At 39.4% G+C, this 17,468-nt stretch carries 15 protein-coding genes; 6 read left to right on the top strand and 9 right to left on the bottom strand.

Annotated features, from left to right (window positions below; genetic code table 11):
* Window positions 1-240: 240 nt before the first annotated feature.
* The 3 genes from LC454_RS13030 (at window position 241) to LC454_RS13020 (ending at window position 6,591) form a co-directional block, all read left to right on the top strand.
* A complete protein-coding gene (locus LC454_RS13030; protein ID WP_223582924.1) occupies window positions 241-3,291 on the top strand; it encodes a SusC/RagA family TonB-linked outer membrane protein in 3,051 nt (1,016 codons plus the stop codon).
* A gap of 11 nt (window positions 3,292-3,302) precedes the next feature.
* Window positions 3,303-4,931 (top strand): SusD/RagB family nutrient-binding outer membrane lipoprotein, encoded by a 1,629-nt coding sequence (locus LC454_RS13025; protein ID WP_223582923.1) that lies wholly within the window; start codon window positions 3,303-3,305, stop codon window positions 4,929-4,931.
* A 118-nt stretch (window positions 4,932-5,049) separates the two neighbouring features.
* A complete protein-coding gene (locus tag LC454_RS13020) occupies window positions 5,050-6,591 on the top strand; it encodes a protein adenylyltransferase SelO (RefSeq protein ID WP_223582922.1) in 1,542 nt (513 codons plus the stop codon).
* 136 nt (window positions 6,592-6,727) lie between these two features.
* On the opposite strand, the gene LC454_RS13015 is transcribed toward LC454_RS13020, so the two are convergent.
* The 7 genes from LC454_RS13015 to LC454_RS12985 all read right to left on the bottom strand — a co-directional run bounded on the left by LC454_RS13015 (window position 6,728) and on the right by LC454_RS12985 (window position 13,312).
* On the bottom strand, window positions 6,728-7,522 hold the full coding sequence (locus LC454_RS13015) for a hypothetical protein (RefSeq protein WP_223582921.1): 795 nt from the start codon (window positions 7,520-7,522) through the stop codon (window positions 6,728-6,730).
* 3 nt (window positions 7,523-7,525) lie between these two features.
* Window positions 7,526-8,185 (bottom strand): vancomycin high temperature exclusion protein, encoded by a 660-nt coding sequence (locus LC454_RS13010; protein ID WP_223582920.1) that lies wholly within the window; start codon window positions 8,183-8,185, stop codon window positions 7,526-7,528.
* A gap of 837 nt (window positions 8,186-9,022) precedes the next feature.
* On the bottom strand, window positions 9,023-11,239 hold the full coding sequence (locus LC454_RS13005; protein ID WP_223582919.1) for a hypothetical protein: 2,217 nt from the start codon (window positions 11,237-11,239) through the stop codon (window positions 9,023-9,025).
* Window positions 11,240-11,275: 36 nt separating this feature from the next.
* Complete coding sequence (locus tag LC454_RS13000; protein WP_223582918.1) at window positions 11,276-12,241, bottom strand: hypothetical protein; 966 nt, start codon at window positions 12,239-12,241, stop codon at window positions 11,276-11,278.
* A gap of 19 nt (window positions 12,242-12,260) precedes the next feature.
* Window positions 12,261-12,614: a hypothetical protein gene (locus tag LC454_RS12995; protein WP_223582917.1), complete on the bottom strand. Its 354-nt coding sequence runs from the start codon at window positions 12,612-12,614 to the stop codon at window positions 12,261-12,263.
* Between the two features lie 62 nt (window positions 12,615-12,676).
* On the bottom strand, window positions 12,677-12,949 hold the full coding sequence (locus LC454_RS12990; RefSeq protein WP_223582916.1) for a hypothetical protein: 273 nt from the start codon (window positions 12,947-12,949) through the stop codon (window positions 12,677-12,679).
* Between the two features lie 105 nt (window positions 12,950-13,054).
* Window positions 13,055-13,312 (bottom strand): hypothetical protein, encoded by a 258-nt coding sequence (locus tag LC454_RS12985; protein WP_223582915.1) that lies wholly within the window; start codon window positions 13,310-13,312, stop codon window positions 13,055-13,057.
* Between the two features lie 199 nt (window positions 13,313-13,511).
* On the opposite strand from LC454_RS12985, the gene LC454_RS12980 reads away from it, so the two are divergent.
* Complete coding sequence (locus LC454_RS12980; RefSeq protein WP_223582914.1) at window positions 13,512-14,489, top strand: helix-turn-helix transcriptional regulator; 978 nt, start codon at window positions 13,512-13,514, stop codon at window positions 14,487-14,489.
* A 180-nt stretch (window positions 14,490-14,669) separates the two neighbouring features.
* Here LC454_RS12980 and LC454_RS12975 read toward each other — a convergent pair whose 3' ends face one another.
* Window positions 14,670-15,647, bottom strand: coding sequence for an NmrA/HSCARG family protein (locus tag LC454_RS12975; RefSeq protein ID WP_223582913.1), 978 nt, complete (start codon window positions 15,645-15,647; stop codon window positions 14,670-14,672).
* Window positions 15,648-15,752: 105 nt separating this feature from the next.
* On the opposite strand from LC454_RS12975, the gene LC454_RS12970 reads away from it, so the two are divergent.
* Window positions 15,753-16,130, top strand: a complete 378-nt coding sequence (locus LC454_RS12970) for a winged helix-turn-helix transcriptional regulator (protein WP_223582912.1) — start codon at window positions 15,753-15,755, stop codon at window positions 16,128-16,130.
* 153 nt (window positions 16,131-16,283) lie between these two features.
* Here LC454_RS12970 and LC454_RS12965 read toward each other — a convergent pair whose 3' ends face one another.
* Window positions 16,284-16,670 carry a winged helix-turn-helix transcriptional regulator gene (locus LC454_RS12965; protein WP_223582911.1) on the bottom strand — a complete coding sequence of 129 codons (387 nt, stop codon included), beginning with the start codon at window positions 16,668-16,670 and terminating at the stop codon, window positions 16,284-16,286.
* 109 nt (window positions 16,671-16,779) lie between these two features.
* Between LC454_RS12965 and LC454_RS12960 the strand changes: the two genes are divergently transcribed.
* Window positions 16,780-17,382: an FMN-dependent NADH-azoreductase gene (locus tag LC454_RS12960; RefSeq protein ID WP_223582910.1), complete on the top strand. Its 603-nt coding sequence runs from the start codon at window positions 16,780-16,782 to the stop codon at window positions 17,380-17,382.
* Window positions 17,383-17,468 lie beyond the last annotated feature (86 nt).

Genomic DNA, 17,468 nt, shown 5'->3' with positions numbered 1-17,468 from the left:
CTCCCTAAGATATCGGGTTAGTTACTTGAGAGGATGCTCTCAACAGCAAAAATACTTATATATAATTGATTATCAATTACTTTTAACGTGTAAAAATTTTTCAAAAAAAGTCTTTTTTATTTCGTAACTTTTTCTTTACATTTATGTAAACAATGCTAAAATTGATTCGGCTTGTCGGCGTTTGCATCTTCATCTACTTAGGTCAAACACAATTTTTAACCAATTTTTAATTACATGATTATGAGTAAAATCTTGTCTTTTTTACTTTTATGGCTAGTGATCATCCCATTAGCCTATGGCCAACAACGCACGCTAAAAGGAAGCCTTGTTGACCTCGCCACAAATGCACCCTTGGGAGGTGCAACTGTCCGCCTTGAATCGACCAACGTCGGAACCTCAACCGACGATCAGGGGAAATTTACGTTAAATGTACCACAGGGAGCAGTCAAGCTATTGGTTACACTGGTTGGTTATGAAGATGCAAGGCGTACCATAACGGCACAAGAAAACGACATCAGCATCAAAATGACGAGCAAATCGTCTTCCTTGGAGACGGTCGTGGTCACGGCACTAGGTATTCAGCGAAAAGCCAAAAGTCTGACCTACTCGACGCAGGTCGTAAAAGGTGACGAACTGACCAAAGTAAAGGATGTCAATCCCATGAACAACCTGACAGGTAAAGTCTCGGGTGTGCAGATCAACCGCAGTTCGTCAGGCATGGGTGGATCCGTGAATATTGTGCTGCGCGGATTTAAATCAAACCGCAACAACCAGCCTTTGTATGTCATTGATGGTCTCCCGATCACAAATACAAATGGTAGTGGCAACGATGGCGCCTTCGGCGGAGCTACAGACCGTGGTGATATCCTGAGTACCTTGAATGCGGATGACATCGCAAGCATCAATGTCCTGAAAGGTGCATCGGCCTCTGCATTATACGGAAGCCAGGGGGCCAATGGTGCAATTATGATCACCACAAAAAAGGGGGCTGAAGGAAACTTGAAAATTGATCTCTCCAGTGGTTTCACGGCTGACAAGGCGTTTTACCTACCCAAATTGCAATACCGCTATGGGCAGACCACTCCTTCGAGCGAGGAAAGCTGGGGTGAAAAAGGTACTTTCGCTGACCCAGTAAAAGATTTCTACAATACTGGAACAACCTTTATCAATACCTTGGCACTGAGTGGCGGAACCAATCGCGTACAGAATTATTTTTCATATGCGAATACAAGCAACAAGGGAATTTTGCCGACCAATACGTTTAAGCAGCACAGCGCCACCTTTCGAAATTCGATGAATTTCTTTGACGATAAACTCTTCTTTGATGGAAGTCTGATGTATTCGCGTCAGAATATACATAACCGCCCTTCCTCAGGTCTATACTTCAGCCCGATAGCCGGCTTATACCTGTTTCCGAGAGGACAGGATTTTGATAAGTACAAAAATTTCGAATATTTCTCCGAAAGCCGCAACTTCTATTTGCAGGATTGGTGGAATATCAATGCAGACGCTAAACTGACCGGAACACATCATCAGCAAAATCCTTATTGGGTGCTCAATCGCATTCCTACGGATCAAAAAAGGGATAATATTATTGGACAGGCGCAATTCCGTTATGTCTTGACAGACTGGCTATCTGTAAGTGCCCGCGGAACCTTGAACAAGCGCTGGGATCATTGGGAACGCCGCATATATGCGGGAACACAGGGCGTATTGTCAGGTCTACCGATCGATGGTAAACTTGGCGACAATGGCCGTTACAATACCGATCGAAGCGAAAGCACGGCCTTATATGGTGATCTATTACTAACCGGTAATAAACAATGGGCCGAACAGCTTGATTTAAATTTTACAGCGGGTACCTCAATCAATGATTTACGTTCAAATGGTACCGTTTTAGACCTGGCTAGGCTCGCCGTAGCCAATAAGTTTCTGATGAGTAATATCTATCGTGATGCTCCTATGCAGTCAGCGACTGAAACTATTTCACGTCGGCAGATCCAGTCTTTATTTGCTTCAGCAAATTTGGGCTACCACGAAAAAGTTTATCTCGATTTAACGGCTAGAAATGACTGGGCTTCTACACTGGCTAATACTCCCCAGGAACATAAGGGCTATTTTTATTGGTCGGCAGGTGTATCAACCGTACTGAATGAATTATTCAAATTGCCAAGCTTCATTACCTACAGTAAGCTCCGTCTATCCTTTGCTCAAGTGGGGAACGATGTTGCCGCCTATAGTACAATCCCTGTAAACACCTTAAACACAGGCATCTTAACACCAAATGTATCAGGACCTTATAGAGGAATACCACTGAAACCAGAAATTAGCAAAAGTGTCGAATTAGGTTATGAAGGCCGCTTTTGGAAAGACCGTGTCAATCTGGATATTGCACTTTACAAAACCAATACCAGAGATCAGTATTTTGAGTATCAGGGACCCGTGGGTGTTGTTAACACGACCGTATTTTTGAATGCTGGAAATGTTGAAAATAAAGGTATTGAAGCAGCTTTGGGCGTGACTGCTATCAAAAAAGAACATTTTAACTGGAACACGGGATTTAATTTTACCGCCAATCGCAACAAGATAGTCAAATTGGCCCCCAACCTGGGGAATACGTACCCTTTGGGCGGAAATTTCAATGTCCTCCGTCTTGGCGGTTCCTTTGGTGATTTCTGGGCTCCTATGTTTAAGCGCGATCAAAACGGGACAATTATCGTTGATGACAATGGTCGGCCACAGATCGCTCCTGCGGGATATATCGGCAATAATACGCCTAAAGCCATTGTGGGATGGACCAATAATGTTACTTACAAAGATTTTGGTCTGAGCTTTACGATAGACGGCCGATTCGGCGGAAAAGTAATCAGTATAACGGACGGCTACCTCAATTCCTTTGGTGTAAGCGAAGAAAGCGCAGCAGCAAGGGATCGCGGCGGTGTTGACATTGCAGCTGTTAAAATGGATGGCACAGCTTGGGAAGGCCTTCTTCCGGCACAGGCTTACTACAGTGCCATAGGCAACCGTGATGGTATCATCGAAGGTCAGCTTTACAGTGCCACCAATATTCGGATGCGTGAAATTGCATTAAGTTACAAGCTTCCGATTAAATGGCAAGGCATCAAGCAAGCCTCCATATCACTGACAGGACGGAACTTATTTTTCTTTCGCAACGATGCTCCTTATGATCCTGAACTCAATACAACCACGGGTGTCGGAGGCCAGGGCTACGATAGCTTTGCCCTTCCAACGACTCGCAGTTATGGTTTAAATCTCAAGGTATCCTTTTAATAACGTAGATCATGGACAACACAATCAAATTTTTCGTTTATAGCAGATTAATCTGCATCTTGCTCGCTACCTCCTTGCTAACGGGCTGTACCAAAAACTTCACTGAATTAAACACGAATCCTGCAGGGGTAACGGACGAAGAAGCAAATGCTGACTATGCACTAGTCGCCTCCTTTTTGGCCCAGGCACAACGTGATATTATTCCCGAAAACGTCGGTGAATATCAGTTGGCCAATAACCTCTGCAGTGACACCTATGCGGGATACCTTACTCCCCCAACTCCCTTCGTCGGAAACGCGAATAACGTCACCTATAGCCTAGTACCAGGCTGGTATCAAGCTATTTTTGTAGATCGCTACATCAAAGCTATGAATCCGCTTTTCCGTGTAGAACGCGACACCCGTCAAGATAAACGGCTTCAGGATATTTTCGCTTTTGCCAAACTTTTGAAAGTATCCGCTATGCATCGGACCAGTGACAAAGTTGGCCCCATTATTTATAGCAAATATAATGTGCTCAATGAAAATGGACAGATCGATTACGATTCGCAGGAAAATGCATACAAAAACTTCTTTTTAGACCTAGATACGGCGACAACGATCTTAAAAGATATCCAGAATAATCCAAAATCCGCAGCAATGGCCAAGTCTGATATGGCTTATACCGCGGATAATTATAAGCGCTGGCTACGCTATGCAAATACACTGCGTCTACGGCTGGCCATACGTATCGTTGCGATAGCACCCAATATCGCAAAAACGGAGGGTGAAAAAGCACTCAATCCTACCAATGGTGGACTACTCGAGGTAAACGCCGACAACTGCATTATTGGGCTCAGTACGGATCACCCCTTAAATACCATCACTGGCGCATGGGGTGATACACGCATGAGTGCACCCATAGAATCTATACTGGGTGGTTATGATGATCCGCGCATGGCAAAGTTATTTGACCCGGCAGCGGATCCCCTGGTAGCTGGGCAGTATAAAGGCATCCGCTCAGGTATTAATATAGATGGCAAAAGCCGTTATGAAAATTATTCCAAGCTCCGGGCTTTTCCGAATCAGATGCAGTTAATGATCGCTGCTGAAAGCTGGTTTTTGAAAGCAGAAGCAGCACTGCGCGGCTGGTCCAATGCAGGAACAGCAAAAACCAACTATGAAACAGGTATAGACCGTTCCTTCGAAATGTATGGACTAAGCAGCCAGGTTACAGCTTATAAAAATAACAGTACGAGCAAACCCAAAGCGTATGTTGACCCAAAAGCTATTAAAGCTGGTGAAAATAACGTCGCTATTGGCTCTCCTTATTTGAGCACGATGACTATCCGCTGGGAGGACGGAGATTCAAACAACAGAAAACTTGAACGCATTATAACACAAAAATGGATCGCCATGTTTCCGGATGGCGATGAAGCCTGGGCAGAATACCGCCGTACAGGTTATCCCATTCTGTTTCCTAACATTGTAAATTTCAGTGGAAATACCATACCTTCAATTCCAGGCATCCGCCGTATGCCTTATCCGCAACGCGAGTATGATAGTAATAATCAATCCGTTACTGCCGCTATACAGTTATTAGGAGGCCCTGATAACGGTGGTACACGACTGTGGTGGGATGTAGCGAACAAGAATTTTTAGAAAAACATTCTCATTCATTTTTTAATATAATAGCCGGTGGGTTGCCGGCTATTATATTAAAAATTCACCTTTCTACAATTTGGAGGATCTTATCTTTTATAATTAATATCTTTGGGGTATGAATATCGAACACATCGGACAACCTTTCCTCAAAAAATTTCCCGGAGATTTTTCCAATAATCCTATGCAGAGAAACACACCAAAAGTTTTATTTGCTACGATTAAACCTGCCGGATTTGATCATCCTCAATTAATTGCTTTTAACGAGGCTCTTTCTAAGGAAATAGGGCTGGGAACATTTGAAGAAAAGGATCTTAATTTTCTGGTGGGATCTCAGCTTCCCGACAATATTGAGACCTACGCGACAGCTTACGCAGGACATCAATTTGGCAACTGGGCAGGACAGCTGGGGGATGGAAGGGCTATTCTCGCTGGGGAAATTACCAATTCAGCAGGTAAGAAAACAGAGATCCAATGGAAAGGAGCTGGTGCAACTCCCTATTCAAGGCGTGCCGACGGAAGGGCTGTATTGCGATCTTCTGTACGCGAATACCTGATGAGTGAAGCCATGTATCACTTAAGCATACCCACTACCAGAGCTTTGAGCCTGGCCTTTACTGGAGAAGATGTTATTCGGGATATCATGTATAATGGCAATCCACAATATGAAAAAGGAGCTGTAGTCATAAGAACAGCTGAAAGCTTCCTTCGTTTCGGGCATTTTGAATTGATGTTTGCTCAAGGTGAACACAAACTATTGCAGGATCTGCTTGATTTTACGATTGAAAATTACTTCCCCGAAATTGTTTCATCCGATCATCAGAAATATAAAGATTTTTTTGAAAAAGTATGTACCCGGACGGCAGACTTAATGGTAGAATGGTTCAGAGTAGGTTTTGTTCATGGCGTAATGAACACAGACAATATGTCGATCTTAGGTTTAACGATTGATTATGGTCCCTATTCCATGATGGATGAATATAATTTAAATTTCACTCCGAATACAACGGATCTTCCGGGAAGAAGATATGCATTTGGAAAGCAGGGACAGATATCACATTGGAACCTCTGGAAACTTGCAAATGCTCTTCAGCCAATAATCAATGATGAAAAATTCCTGGAAAACACACTAAATAATTTTGGTGTTTATTTTTGGGAGGCCCATGACAAAATGCTGTGCAAAAAATTCGGATTTGATGGGCTCAGAAAAGAGGATGAAGACTTTTTCACCAACTGGCAGGGCTTAATGCAGGAGTTGGAATTTGATCATACTCTATTCTTCAATCAATTAGAAAAAATAACTCCAGATACGGATCTAATGGAACATTTCAGCCCGATAGCGTATACTATTTTAAATGAAGAAAGGCTCGGAAAACTTGCAGACTTCATTGAACAGTACCAATCCCGTCTGCATTCAAATACAATTTCAAAGGAAGAATCCCTGGAATTAATGAAAACGACAAATCCTAAATTTATACTGAGAAACTACCTGCTTTACCAGTGTATTGAAGAAATTAGTAATGGGAAAACAGAGATGCTACTCAAACTAACTCAGGCTTTAGAAAATCCATACCAAGAACTATTTCCGGAATTTTCGGTAAAGCGCCCGTCCAGCTATGATGACACCGCAGGATGCTCTACACTTTCATGTAGCTCATAACAGAAAGTAATTAAAGAAGTGTGTAAGAGAAGAATTGGATAAATTAGAAAAAAACACCCAAAACTCTTGATGTAAACAAGTTGAAATAGTGTCAGTCGCAAAGACTTTCAATAGTACTTGATTTTAATTGACTACATTAAAATAAGATTTGGTACAAACCCAAACTAGGAGCAAAAAAGTACTGTTTGCCTTTTAATGTTACGGTTTTGGGCATTGTCATATCATCGCACTTAAAGCGTTGTTTTTTCAGTTCATAATAAGCCAAATAATCTGGACTGGGCAGTTTGCCATTGCGCCAACCAATCAAAACATCGTCATCGAATTTAGGGATTTCAGTTTTTGCTATATCAAGTTCGCTTTTAAAAAGATCTGTTTGTCTAACGACCAAGGTCTGGTTGATTACTTTAAACACATCGCAGTGCTCTGTGTTCACGATCGTGTAGGGACAAGGTTTGAGCCCATACGGTTTCAGCATTTCTACCTCATATTTATTTAAAGCGTTCATCTGCAAGCTATCGTTCAGATCTTTCAATTCTTCTGATTTTTTGCGCAGGTTATCTGCAATAACCACCGTTTTAAAATCTTCTTGTTTTCCATAATCTGGATAGAAAAACTTCTTGCCGTTGAAATATAGATTTCCTTGTTTATCGATGTAAAATGGCTTTTCCCAATCGTAAATCTTTTCAAAAAGTATATTTTTATCTACATCAATAATCTTTACGGGCGAGTTACTGTTGTCGGGCTTTAAAAGTATTCTATCGTCGTTTAAAAAAACTAGACTACTTAAGCCAGTCATATCAGTAACTTTTCTGAACTTGCTTTTATCTTCTAGCAACTCAATCAGTTGAGGCACATCTGGGTGTTTATCTTTTTTAGGGATAGGATTACAACCTAAAAACATAAGTGATGCGAAGAAAAGAAGGTATCTCATAAGCTATTCTTTCGTATAATTTGATTTTCCATTTACATCAACCGGTTCACCTAGATACTTTGGTTTTCTGCCTCTTATAATATCCAAAACGGCTTTGGTGACGGATAGTTTTTCCCGAAATGCATAGTATTTATAACCCGGATAAACGCCCCTATCTGCACTATAACCAAATGATTTTATACCAAATTTATCACCTAGATAAATACATCTATTTAGGTGGTATTTCTGAGATACCAAGATTGCTGTATCAACATGAAAGATATATTTTGCACGGTACATAGTCGAGTAGCTATCAAACCCAGCATAGTCAATGTAAATTTTTGTGGTATCGACCCCGTTTTTCTGACAATATAACTTCATTACCGTTAGCTCATCGTATTCATCCCTCCCATTATCTCCTGATAGTAATATTTTATCCACTTTATTATTTTTGTATAGCGAAATCCCAGCATCCAGCCGATCTTTTAAATACCTACTTGGCTGATCACCGTTTATTCCCGCGCCAAAAATAATGACTACCTTGGTTTTTGGCACATCTTTAAGTTCAGTGAAAATCAGCTTTTCCGTCTCGGCCATTACATTGCTGTTGATTACCAAAACAACAACGAGGGTTATTAGGCATAAGATGATAACCGGTAAAAGGAACTTTTTAATCTTTTTCATGCATTTGATTTTACAACAATTTATAAAAATCGGTTTCTTTTATGTCTTCAGCAAAAGGAACAGATATTTTTTCATAAAATACTGCTATTAATTCCCAATATTTTTAATAATATACATGCCCTGCTTCTTATTTTCGTGAAATAAGAAAAAAATTCCTTTCAGGGAAACACCTAATACCATCGTTACTACGTGTGTTACTCTATACATCAAAAAATTATCCCATTGCAATTTTTCTTGCAACTCGGCAAACTTTTTATACTTGGCTCTATTCCATAATAAACTTGGTGATAAATTAATAACAGACCAGGTTTGTATAGCTACATAGACTACTAAAATTATTACTATAGAGATTACCATTTTTTCATCATTTTATTTTTTTGAAAAGCAAGTTCTTTTGTTCATCAATGCCGGATTAAATTTTATGATATAATTTCCATTTAAAGGCTTGCCATTTTTCTTCAAACAGGTTTTGCCGTATTCTAATATGCCAATGTAATCATTGAAGACTCAAACTTTATTTTACGCTTAAATTTAGCTGTAAAATCTCTAGGAAATTAAACGAATTATAATTCGCTGGAGATAAGTTGTCATTCGTAGGTATTCGCAGTTTTCTGTGTATATTTTCAGAAGCTTTGATGGCTGTAGTGAACATAGATACAGACAAAAGAATATATAAAATTAAAAACTCAATGGCTGTACCATTGAGTTTTTAATTTACCGGAGCTTTCCCCTTACATGTAACCGGCCCAATCTCTTTTTCAAAAAATCGAATCCTATCCTTAGTGAATAACGTTTAATAGCTTCGACTGATCCAATTGGCTTTATAAAAAAGAGCTGCTAGTCAAATATGTTTTCTATTTCATCAATAATTCCTAGGTATTGTTTTTTTATACGGTGTTGCCTATATAATTTTGTGCCATTCCATTTTTTGCTCCAACTCATGCTACTGAAGGTCCATGCCCGAAGCTTCTCCAATTGATCATTCAATGAAGCTAACGCCGAGTTTAAACTTCTTATAGAACCTACATTAGTACTTAAAGACATCCCTTTCCATGCTGAAACATTCTCGGCAGCAGAGAATGGAATTGGATAAAGTTTAATATGATAATCCTGATGGAATAATTCTCTAGCACTTTTATCGTAACTGAATATCAGATATTTTGTTCGCCCAGGTTTGGTAAAAACAATTTCGTTATCATATATCGAGCTTAAAGCGCCTTGCTCGGGGCCGAAAGCCAAAATATCGCCGTCGGGGGTCAATAAGGGCAGTACTTTATAAGCACGGCTGAAGGCTGTGTAGTTTTTCCCTTCAAAATCACAGTCAGTCAATGTATATGCCTGCCGGGTGCCCACGCTTTTCTGATCTGTATTTTTCAGCGCAGCACCTATCGTTTTATTATCTTTGATTAGCCCCAGCCCCAACTCACAACTCCTAAGAAATGACACCTCATTCCATAGCTTATAAATGTTTTTTGTGGCCTCGCTTAAGTCCGTGTAGATCTTCTGTATATTACCAAATTCAGAAGTTTCTATGGCCTTTTGGACTTGAGCAGCAGCATTGGCAAAGGCATCTCCGAGGCCCAAAGTTGAAACGTTGACATGGGAAGGATCTTTTCGCTTAAAGTCAACAATGCCAGCATTGTGAGCGATGTAATACATGCGACTAAGCGTCTGATAATCCTGTAGCATGACACGTAATCGGATGACCTCTTCACCCTCAATGCCATCGATACTGTTATAATACCCCTGTGCCATCCAGGGGAAAAGCTCAGACCAATGGCTAATCCAGGCACCTAAAGGAACGTATCCCTCGGTACTCACCTCCTGGCCAGCATGTAAAATATCTGGAGATTTTGACATATTCGAGGCCATGAAATGTGCTTTCTTCGCTTTGTTTTTGTTGGAAAAATTCAACGTATCAATATCATTTGCCCGTATTTTTTGTTGAAGGTCTTTCAATTTTTCTGTATTTGCCAGTTTCTCAGCATTATTGATAAACTCGTCAAAGGAGAGCTTTGGATTTGTTCTTAATGTTTTGTTATAAGCTGATGCTTCCGCCATTTCTTTGAGGTCATCCAAATTTGCTATCTTCTCCACCTCCTTTTCAATTTCCTCGTCGACCTCGGGTTTGTGAAATTCGGGTATCGTCGGTGCACCACGACTAATTTCCATTTTAGGAGCCTTCTCAATAACATTCACATCGGCGAGCTCACTGAATGATTTATCATTCACTTTATCTAGCCATTCTTTTACTTGAGCATCGAGGACGGTGCCCCAGGAAAAGCCTTTGCTAACCACATCGACCTTCGCCTTACCATGCGATTGACTTCCATCATAAGTCGCTTGTACAGCGACTGAGGCAAATGCATTTGCATAGGAAAAATCAGCAGAACCACCGTACTGCCAAGACTCGGATTCGCTTTGAGAGGTCATTTTCATGGTTACTCCTCCGAGCGCACCCCAGATTACACCAACGACTAAACCATCGCCAAAGTCATGTGCAAAATCTTCTGAGGCTTCAACCCATATATTGACCAGTTCTTTCAACTGTAACGATTGCGCATCGGTCTCCTTTAATGCTGTTCGTATATCACGTTTTGATTCTGCGGCATACTTGACCACATTATTATAGGCGGTTAATACCGCTCGCGCACCTTCCTGACATGCGCCATTCAGACTGGCAATAAGATCGCTTGCTGTAAGATCCTCAAAATTAACATATTCTATACCCCCAATAGCTATCGCACTATAATGAACGACAACAGACCTACCCGTAGTGGCTGCTGATGCTCCCACATAAGCAGATAACGATGATCTGACCAAACTCATTCCAGAAGCCCCATATGCACCAGAAATGCCAAATGCACCTTGATTCATCCTTTCAGAATACAAATAACTACTTTCACCAGACATATATTTTTCGGACTGCTGCTGTGCAATCATTCTACTGATGGGCGCCCGAATTACACTTGGACTAAATTTCCCACTTTGAGAATAAATAATTGAGCCAATTGTCACCCCATACAAGGGATTACTTGTTTCAGATTTTTCCATGAGACCTTTACAATTAAATATTTAAAGAATAGCTGTTTAAAGAAAATTAAGCGAAATGATGCTTCTCGCTGTTTGTTCATTCACATAGTCAATGTAGGCGATATTGGGTTTGGGAATGTGGGCTTGTCTAAAATATCCGCTGGAAAGCTGCTCCAGGGCTCGATTAGCTTCTTTTGCCAGATTTTTAATAGAACTAGTCAAGAATGTGCCACTATCTGGCGTCAATGTCCACGACAATAAAAAGAGATAATTCTTATTTAGACCGCCGTAAGTAATCAATTTAGCCAACTGATCCTGCTTCATTTTTTCGAGTGAGACTGTATTTGAGTACGAATCATATACCCTAATATTTGGATCACAAGAACCGATTTCCCCATGATCTGAATCAATGCTCTTATCTTCATCATAATAGCGAAACCGTCCACTTCGCGCACTGATATGTTCGGGATAATCAAAGACCAGGATAATCTTACCACTACATGTTCCCAGGCTTATTTGTGCTAAATTGACATCGTAATGCCTATTGTTATAGAAATACTTCCGGTATTGGCTATTGGCCAAAAACTGATCTATCCGATCTTTTATTTCCCGCTCATTATTACGATTCGTACGGATATGAGAAAATTTTAAGATACAGGTTTCCGAGGGGTGGGCATCAATAAAAGTAATCGCTTGTTCTATCATATCGACTAGCGGCTGTCCGTTACATCCAGCATCCCCTGTTCTATGATAGCTTACCAGCCTGCCGTGATCATAATCAACACGAACATCCAAGTAGCGTGCGCCTGCCGCTAATTGCCCTAGCATATCCAATGCTTGTGTTTGTACTATTCCTTTACTTAAATCGGCCCCGGCGCCGCAATGATTCGTTTGGGACATCCCTGCATCGTGACTCCCGGGCATGATAATCCCATTCAATAGTAGCTTAGGATCGAGTCCTTCCATCCAAGTAGCTGTATTTATTGAATCCCTCTCCGACATCTTGTTGATTAAACTTTCCATAACCTTATAGATTATTCGCTCAAATCAGATATAATTCAAACGTTATATCCTGGTCATGCCCTTCAAAACTGCCTTTGACATCGTATCCAATGGAATCAGACGGACTTACCGTCACTCTATATGAGCTCTTACTGTGGTTCATAGGATGATTGTAATAGAACTCAATGGTTATTTTTCCACCATCAGTCTGATAAATAACTGTACCTTCGGGGCCAAATGTCCCTCCTGTTCGTGTGGTACAGGTCCAACTTCCGGCAGATTCAATTGTACCTGGAGGATCTGTGGTGAATTTTCCATGTTTTGGTGTAGTAGGTTTTAACGTCAACACCTTACCGGTATTATTATTTACCGTCATTTTTACTTTTCTTGCCATGATGATCTTTTTTAGTTTGTAAATATTGTCTTTATAAAATTCTCATTGGTCAGTAGAGCGACTTAGGCCCAGGCTATATTGATATCTTCACCAGTAACAGTCACGCTATATGCTACCGCTCCTACAGGAATACCTACAACCGAATGCGCCTGATTTTTCGTGAGATTAAAAGCTTTGTAGGTACTTTTATTGCTATGATCGGAAAATTTAAGATTTACCTTCGTTGTCACAGTAGTATTTGATTCTACCAGTGCTGCAGTCATTTGATCTTTTTTCTTTGTGCTGATGTCAATGGTTTTATTGACTGTACCAGCCTGAATTAAATTTGTTGGCATATTATTTTATTAATAAATTCAGCCTACTCTATGTAGTTTTCGGCATCCCTTTTTGTAACAGTTTTTTATATTTCTCGAATTGAGCTATTCAGATCATGATAGATCTTATTTAAAGCCAATTACAGTGTTTTGTCCGGTATTTTTTACTTTGAATTTTAATTTATAATTTAATGTATATTCAGAGCCTAACTTCCCCTTGACTTTACCTGTTAAATACTGTCCATTCGGTTTATCATTATCTCCATAATAGTGGATTTCATAATAGCCGGTCTGCCCGGCGCCCATTGGATCGAAATCGATCCTTAAAATACCAGGACCGAACAGTCCGGATTCTTGACCTGGTTGCAATGTAACATGTTTCATAATTTTTATTTTATCGGTAAAATTTACTGTCAGAAAATCGCGGGAATAAATACTCGTTATCATTTAATTCACAATTGGAAACTTCTCCTTATTCATAGCAAATTTAGAGCGCAACTATCGGAAAGATGTTCATCAAAACGCATTATTTTTGCATCGAAACGCATTATTTTTTTGTATCTTCATTCAATAAATTATTGATATGAAAGCTCCTATTGTTATCAAGGAATTGAGAGAGCAGCCATTTGAAGAGATTATACGCCAAAATTGCGAAGACGAAATATTAAAGTTTAGAGCCCCCATACTTGGTAAAGGACAGACTGCTCTTATTCCTCTTGTACCCAATGTTACTTTAGCCTATTTATCCGGTTTTCCACTGGAGACCTATAAGATGCAGTACAATCAATATTATAACAATAATATTTTACTGACGATCAGTCTAAAGGGAAATATCGCTCATGAATGGGATCATACAACGACCTCCAAAATAAGTACACAGCAAAGCTTTATGTATAATCCACAGGGGGAAGACTCTTTTTTCATAGCTGAGAAAGGAAAAAAATTCGAACAGGTAACCATCATATTCAACAAAGAGGACTTTTTGAATGTTGTTGACAAATTTTTCGATGTAAATCAGAAGACCGAAAAGAGAAAATGTATTGATGCCGTCTTTTCCAAAACTGTTAAGGGGATTATCTTTGATATTTCTAAGAACATAACTGTCATCATCAAACAAATATTGGAATGTAGGCTCAAAGGTAATTTTAGACGGGTATTTATGGAATGTAAATTATATGAGATAATGGCACATTACCTAAATGCTATTTCATCAATTAAGCATCAAGAATTGAAGTTTAGCGCATTAGATATTCAAAAACTACAGGAAGTAAGAAAGCTGTTGCAAAACCTAGATCAGATATTACAACTTTCTATTAACGATCTATGCAAAACAATTGGTTTGAACCGTTTCAAATTGACAACAGGATTTCAGGCGATTTATAATATTTCTGTTATTAAATTTTACCATCAATCAGTTTTGACTAAAGCCTTTGAGGAATTGCAGAAGAATAATGTTGATTCAATCAGCACAATTGCGTTAAAATATGGATATGGTAGCACACAAGCTTTTTCAACTGCCTTTCAAAAACAATTTGGCATGCGTCCTAGTCAGCTAAAATAAACTACATTCAAGATGAGTCAATTTTTGATTTTAAGCTTGTCATAGGATTGTTATTAATAGATTGTTTTTCAAAATCATAAAACGGCCCTACTAAGCAAAAAACGGAATATCCTTGCGAATATATGCATAACTATTTCCGTAAAGATGTGTAGCAGCAGGTCTGTAAAAGATGTTGGGCTATCAAAATAAAAGTTTTTGACCTTTCCAACCTGTATTGCGAAGAAACTGCTCCCAAGTAAGGCTTTGAGGATTTACCTGTCTACTCCATTCCAGGTCACGCCCCTTACCGTAATACCCATACTCAATAGCGTAACTGGCCATCTCCAAAATCTCTCGCACCAGATCATCATTTATCCCAAATTCTGGAAAGTGCTTAAGCATGTCCTCCTTTGTATATGCCGAGGCATACTCAGCTTTTTTGCCTGTAACCTTTGTGAAAGTTTCCACTATTTCCCCAGGGGAGATCATATCTCCTACGACTGGAAGGGCCTTACCTGAATATTCAACAGGATTGGAAAATATTTCCAGAACTGCTACTCCGGTAGCTGTAAGCGGATCAACAAATGGTGCCTGAAAATCTTCGGGTAAATAAATCGGGAACACAAGGCTATCTCCTTTTACTTGGGGCGTATAAAATTCAAGCAGATTTGTAAAAAAGAAAGCCATGTAAATAAACGAGCTTGTCACGGGCAGCGTTCGGATATATTCTTCAACCCTGGCCTTATCTGTAAAATGAGGGGCAAACAATTTTCCGTCTGATATTTTATCCACGTTTTCCAAACTGCTGAAAATGATATGCTGTACACCAGCTTCCACAGCAGCATCCGCCAACTCTTTACCCAATTCAAATTCGTGGGTAGCTGGTGGGGCAATGTTTGGCGTCATCAAGAAAACACCATAAGACCCCCTAAATGCTTCTACAAAAGCCTTTTTATAACCAAGATCAAGAGGCAGATTCACTAGTTCCACTCCCTGCTCCGCCAGCTTAATCGCTTCTGCTGAATTGACCCTGCGGGTAATGCCTCGTACCCGATAAAGTCCACTTTCCACAAGTGAACGAGCGGCGCTCAAACCTTGTTTACCTAGAACACCAAGGACGGTGATTATTGGTCGATCATCGTGCTCCAAAGCGTCTTGTCTTTTTAATTTTGATATCATTGTTCGTAATTTTAATTGACTATAATTTTTATAGTTGCAAAACTAATTTTAGCAAAGTAGATTTGCAATAACTATCAAAATAGATAGCTGCAAAAAAAAAACAAAATGAAAATTGAATGTACCAGTGATTATGTAAAACTGAATGAGAAGAGCTACCCTTGTACGGTGAGTTTGACAATGGATTTAGTGGGTGGAAAATGGAAAGCGGTTATTCTGTATCATTTAAAGGATGAGGCCAAAAGGTATAGTGAAATTCGTAAAGAAATGCCATCCGTTACAGAAATGACATTGAGCCTGCAGTTGAAACAACTGGAAAAAGATGGGTTAGTGTCCAGGGAGGTATATGGAGAAAAACCTCCTATAAAAGTCATTTATAAATTAACCGATTTTGGTCAATCATTTGTTCCGGTTTTGGAGGCTATTACAGAGTGGGGTAATAAAGTTGTCAGTGAAAAAGGCGAGTTTGTGCAGACAAAAATATAGCATCCTGTTTCTGTAGGATGATCTTGTCAAAGCTCATTACTATTTTCTTTTCGGATCGTATACAGCCTCACAGACAGGAGGTCGGTCTTGAAAAGCAAAAATCAAAAACAACTTCATCATAGAAATATTCATCATGAGCTGACAGTTTAATTTTTATTGACTTAAAAATGTTTCTGTCCGAATATTTCGTTTATGCATTTTTCCCCAATCCGAAAGTGCTATAATAACGCTTTTAAGGGTTCTGCTGTAATCTGTGGAAATATACTCTACGACCACTGGTATTTGCTCAGCATGTACAACTCTTTTGACAAAACCGTTTAATTCAAGGTCTTTCAGTTCATTTGAAAGCACTCGCGCCGAGATGCCCTTAATATTTCTTTGAAGCTCATTAAATCTGATATTCCCGTTTTCCTGCAGAACAATAATAATCTTTAATTTCCATTTTCCGCCGATAACATAAATTGCATCCTCAACAGAGGAAAGATTTTCGGAACATTTTGTAGCTGTGATGGGCTCCTCTAAATGAATTGTATTTTCCATGGGGTTCGACATTAAACTAACCTAAAGGTTACTACTAACCTTTTGATTACTACTAACTTTTGATAAGCTAATATACATAATTTTGTTAAAGAAATTTTAACAAAGAAAAATGAAAAACATACTTCACATTATTTCAAGTCCAAGAGCGGAGGTATCTGCAAGTAGAAAATTAGGAATTGCTGTTATTCAAAAAATTCAGGAAAAGTATTCGGATAGCATTGTAAAAGAACGCGATCTTACAAAAAGTAAAGTTCCACTTTTAGAAGAGGTGCATATAAATACGTTTTTTACACCCGCTGAAAATCATTCTGAAGAACAGCAATCAATCAGCAAATATTCGGAAGGCTTAATTTCGGAATTAAAGGAAGCGGATATTATTGTCATTGATTCTCCAATGTACAATTTTTCAGTTCCCGCAACCCTGAGAGCCTATTTCGATTTTACTTCAAGGGCAGGATATACCTTCAAATATGATGAAAATGGGCCAAAGGGCTTGTTAAACAACAAGAAGCTTTACGTTGCTTTTACCTCTGGAAATATCTATTCGGAAGGCCCTTACCAAATATACGATTCCAATATTCCTTACATAAAAAATATCTTTAGCTTTTACGGTGTTTCTGACATCAGTGTTTTCCGCGCAGAAGGTCTTTCAATTCCCGGAATAATGGAGACATCACTCGAAAGAGCAATCAATAACATTACCATTGATTAATATAAGATTTGATCAGAAATTAATCCTTGTCATTCAAATTTTGACAAGGATTTTTTATCTGGCAGAGGAATCAGCTATTAACAAGA

Source organism: Sphingobacterium sp. GVS05A (genome assembly GCF_019969845.1).
In the GTDB taxonomy this organism is placed as follows: domain Bacteria; phylum Bacteroidota; class Bacteroidia; order Sphingobacteriales; family Sphingobacteriaceae; genus Sphingobacterium.
The sequence above is the reverse complement of the archived record's forward strand: the minus strand, read 5'-3'. Positions and strand labels throughout refer to the sequence as shown.

Coding starts and splice junctions, on each gene's coding strand:
- LC454_RS12980 (WP_223582914.1), top strand. CDS start 13,512: ATGAAAGCTCCTATTGTTATCAAGGAATTGAGAGAGCAGCCATTTGAA.
- LC454_RS13020 (WP_223582922.1), top strand. CDS start 5,050: ATGAATATCGAACACATCGGACAACCTTTCCTCAAAAAATTTCCCGGA.
- LC454_RS12965 (WP_223582911.1), bottom strand. CDS start 16,670: ATGGAAAATACAATTCATTTAGAGGAGCCCATCACAGCTACAAAATGT.
- LC454_RS12995 (WP_223582917.1), bottom strand. CDS start 12,614: ATGGCAAGAAAAGTAAAAATGACGGTAAATAATAATACCGGTAAGGTG.
- LC454_RS12970 (WP_223582912.1), top strand. CDS start 15,753: ATGAAAATTGAATGTACCAGTGATTATGTAAAACTGAATGAGAAGAGC.
- LC454_RS13015 (WP_223582921.1), bottom strand. CDS start 7,522: ATGAGATACCTTCTTTTCTTCGCATCACTTATGTTTTTAGGTTGTAAT.
- LC454_RS12960 (WP_223582910.1), top strand. CDS start 16,780: ATGAAAAACATACTTCACATTATTTCAAGTCCAAGAGCGGAGGTATCT.
- LC454_RS13030 (WP_223582924.1), top strand. CDS start 241: ATGAGTAAAATCTTGTCTTTTTTACTTTTATGGCTAGTGATCATCCCA.
- LC454_RS13000 (WP_223582918.1), bottom strand. CDS start 12,241: ATGGAAAGTTTAATCAACAAGATGTCGGAGAGGGATTCAATAAATACA.
- LC454_RS12985 (WP_223582915.1), bottom strand. CDS start 13,312: ATGAAACATGTTACATTGCAACCAGGTCAAGAATCCGGACTGTTCGGT.
- LC454_RS13025 (WP_223582923.1), top strand. CDS start 3,303: ATGGACAACACAATCAAATTTTTCGTTTATAGCAGATTAATCTGCATC.
- LC454_RS12990 (WP_223582916.1), bottom strand. CDS start 12,949: ATGCCAACAAATTTAATTCAGGCTGGTACAGTCAATAAAACCATTGAC.
- LC454_RS13005 (WP_223582919.1), bottom strand. CDS start 11,239: ATGGAAAAATCTGAAACAAGTAATCCCTTGTATGGGGTGACAATTGGC.
- LC454_RS13010 (WP_223582920.1), bottom strand. CDS start 8,185: ATGAAAAAGATTAAAAAGTTCCTTTTACCGGTTATCATCTTATGCCTA.
- LC454_RS12975 (WP_223582913.1), bottom strand. CDS start 15,647: ATGATATCAAAATTAAAAAGACAAGACGCTTTGGAGCACGATGATCGA.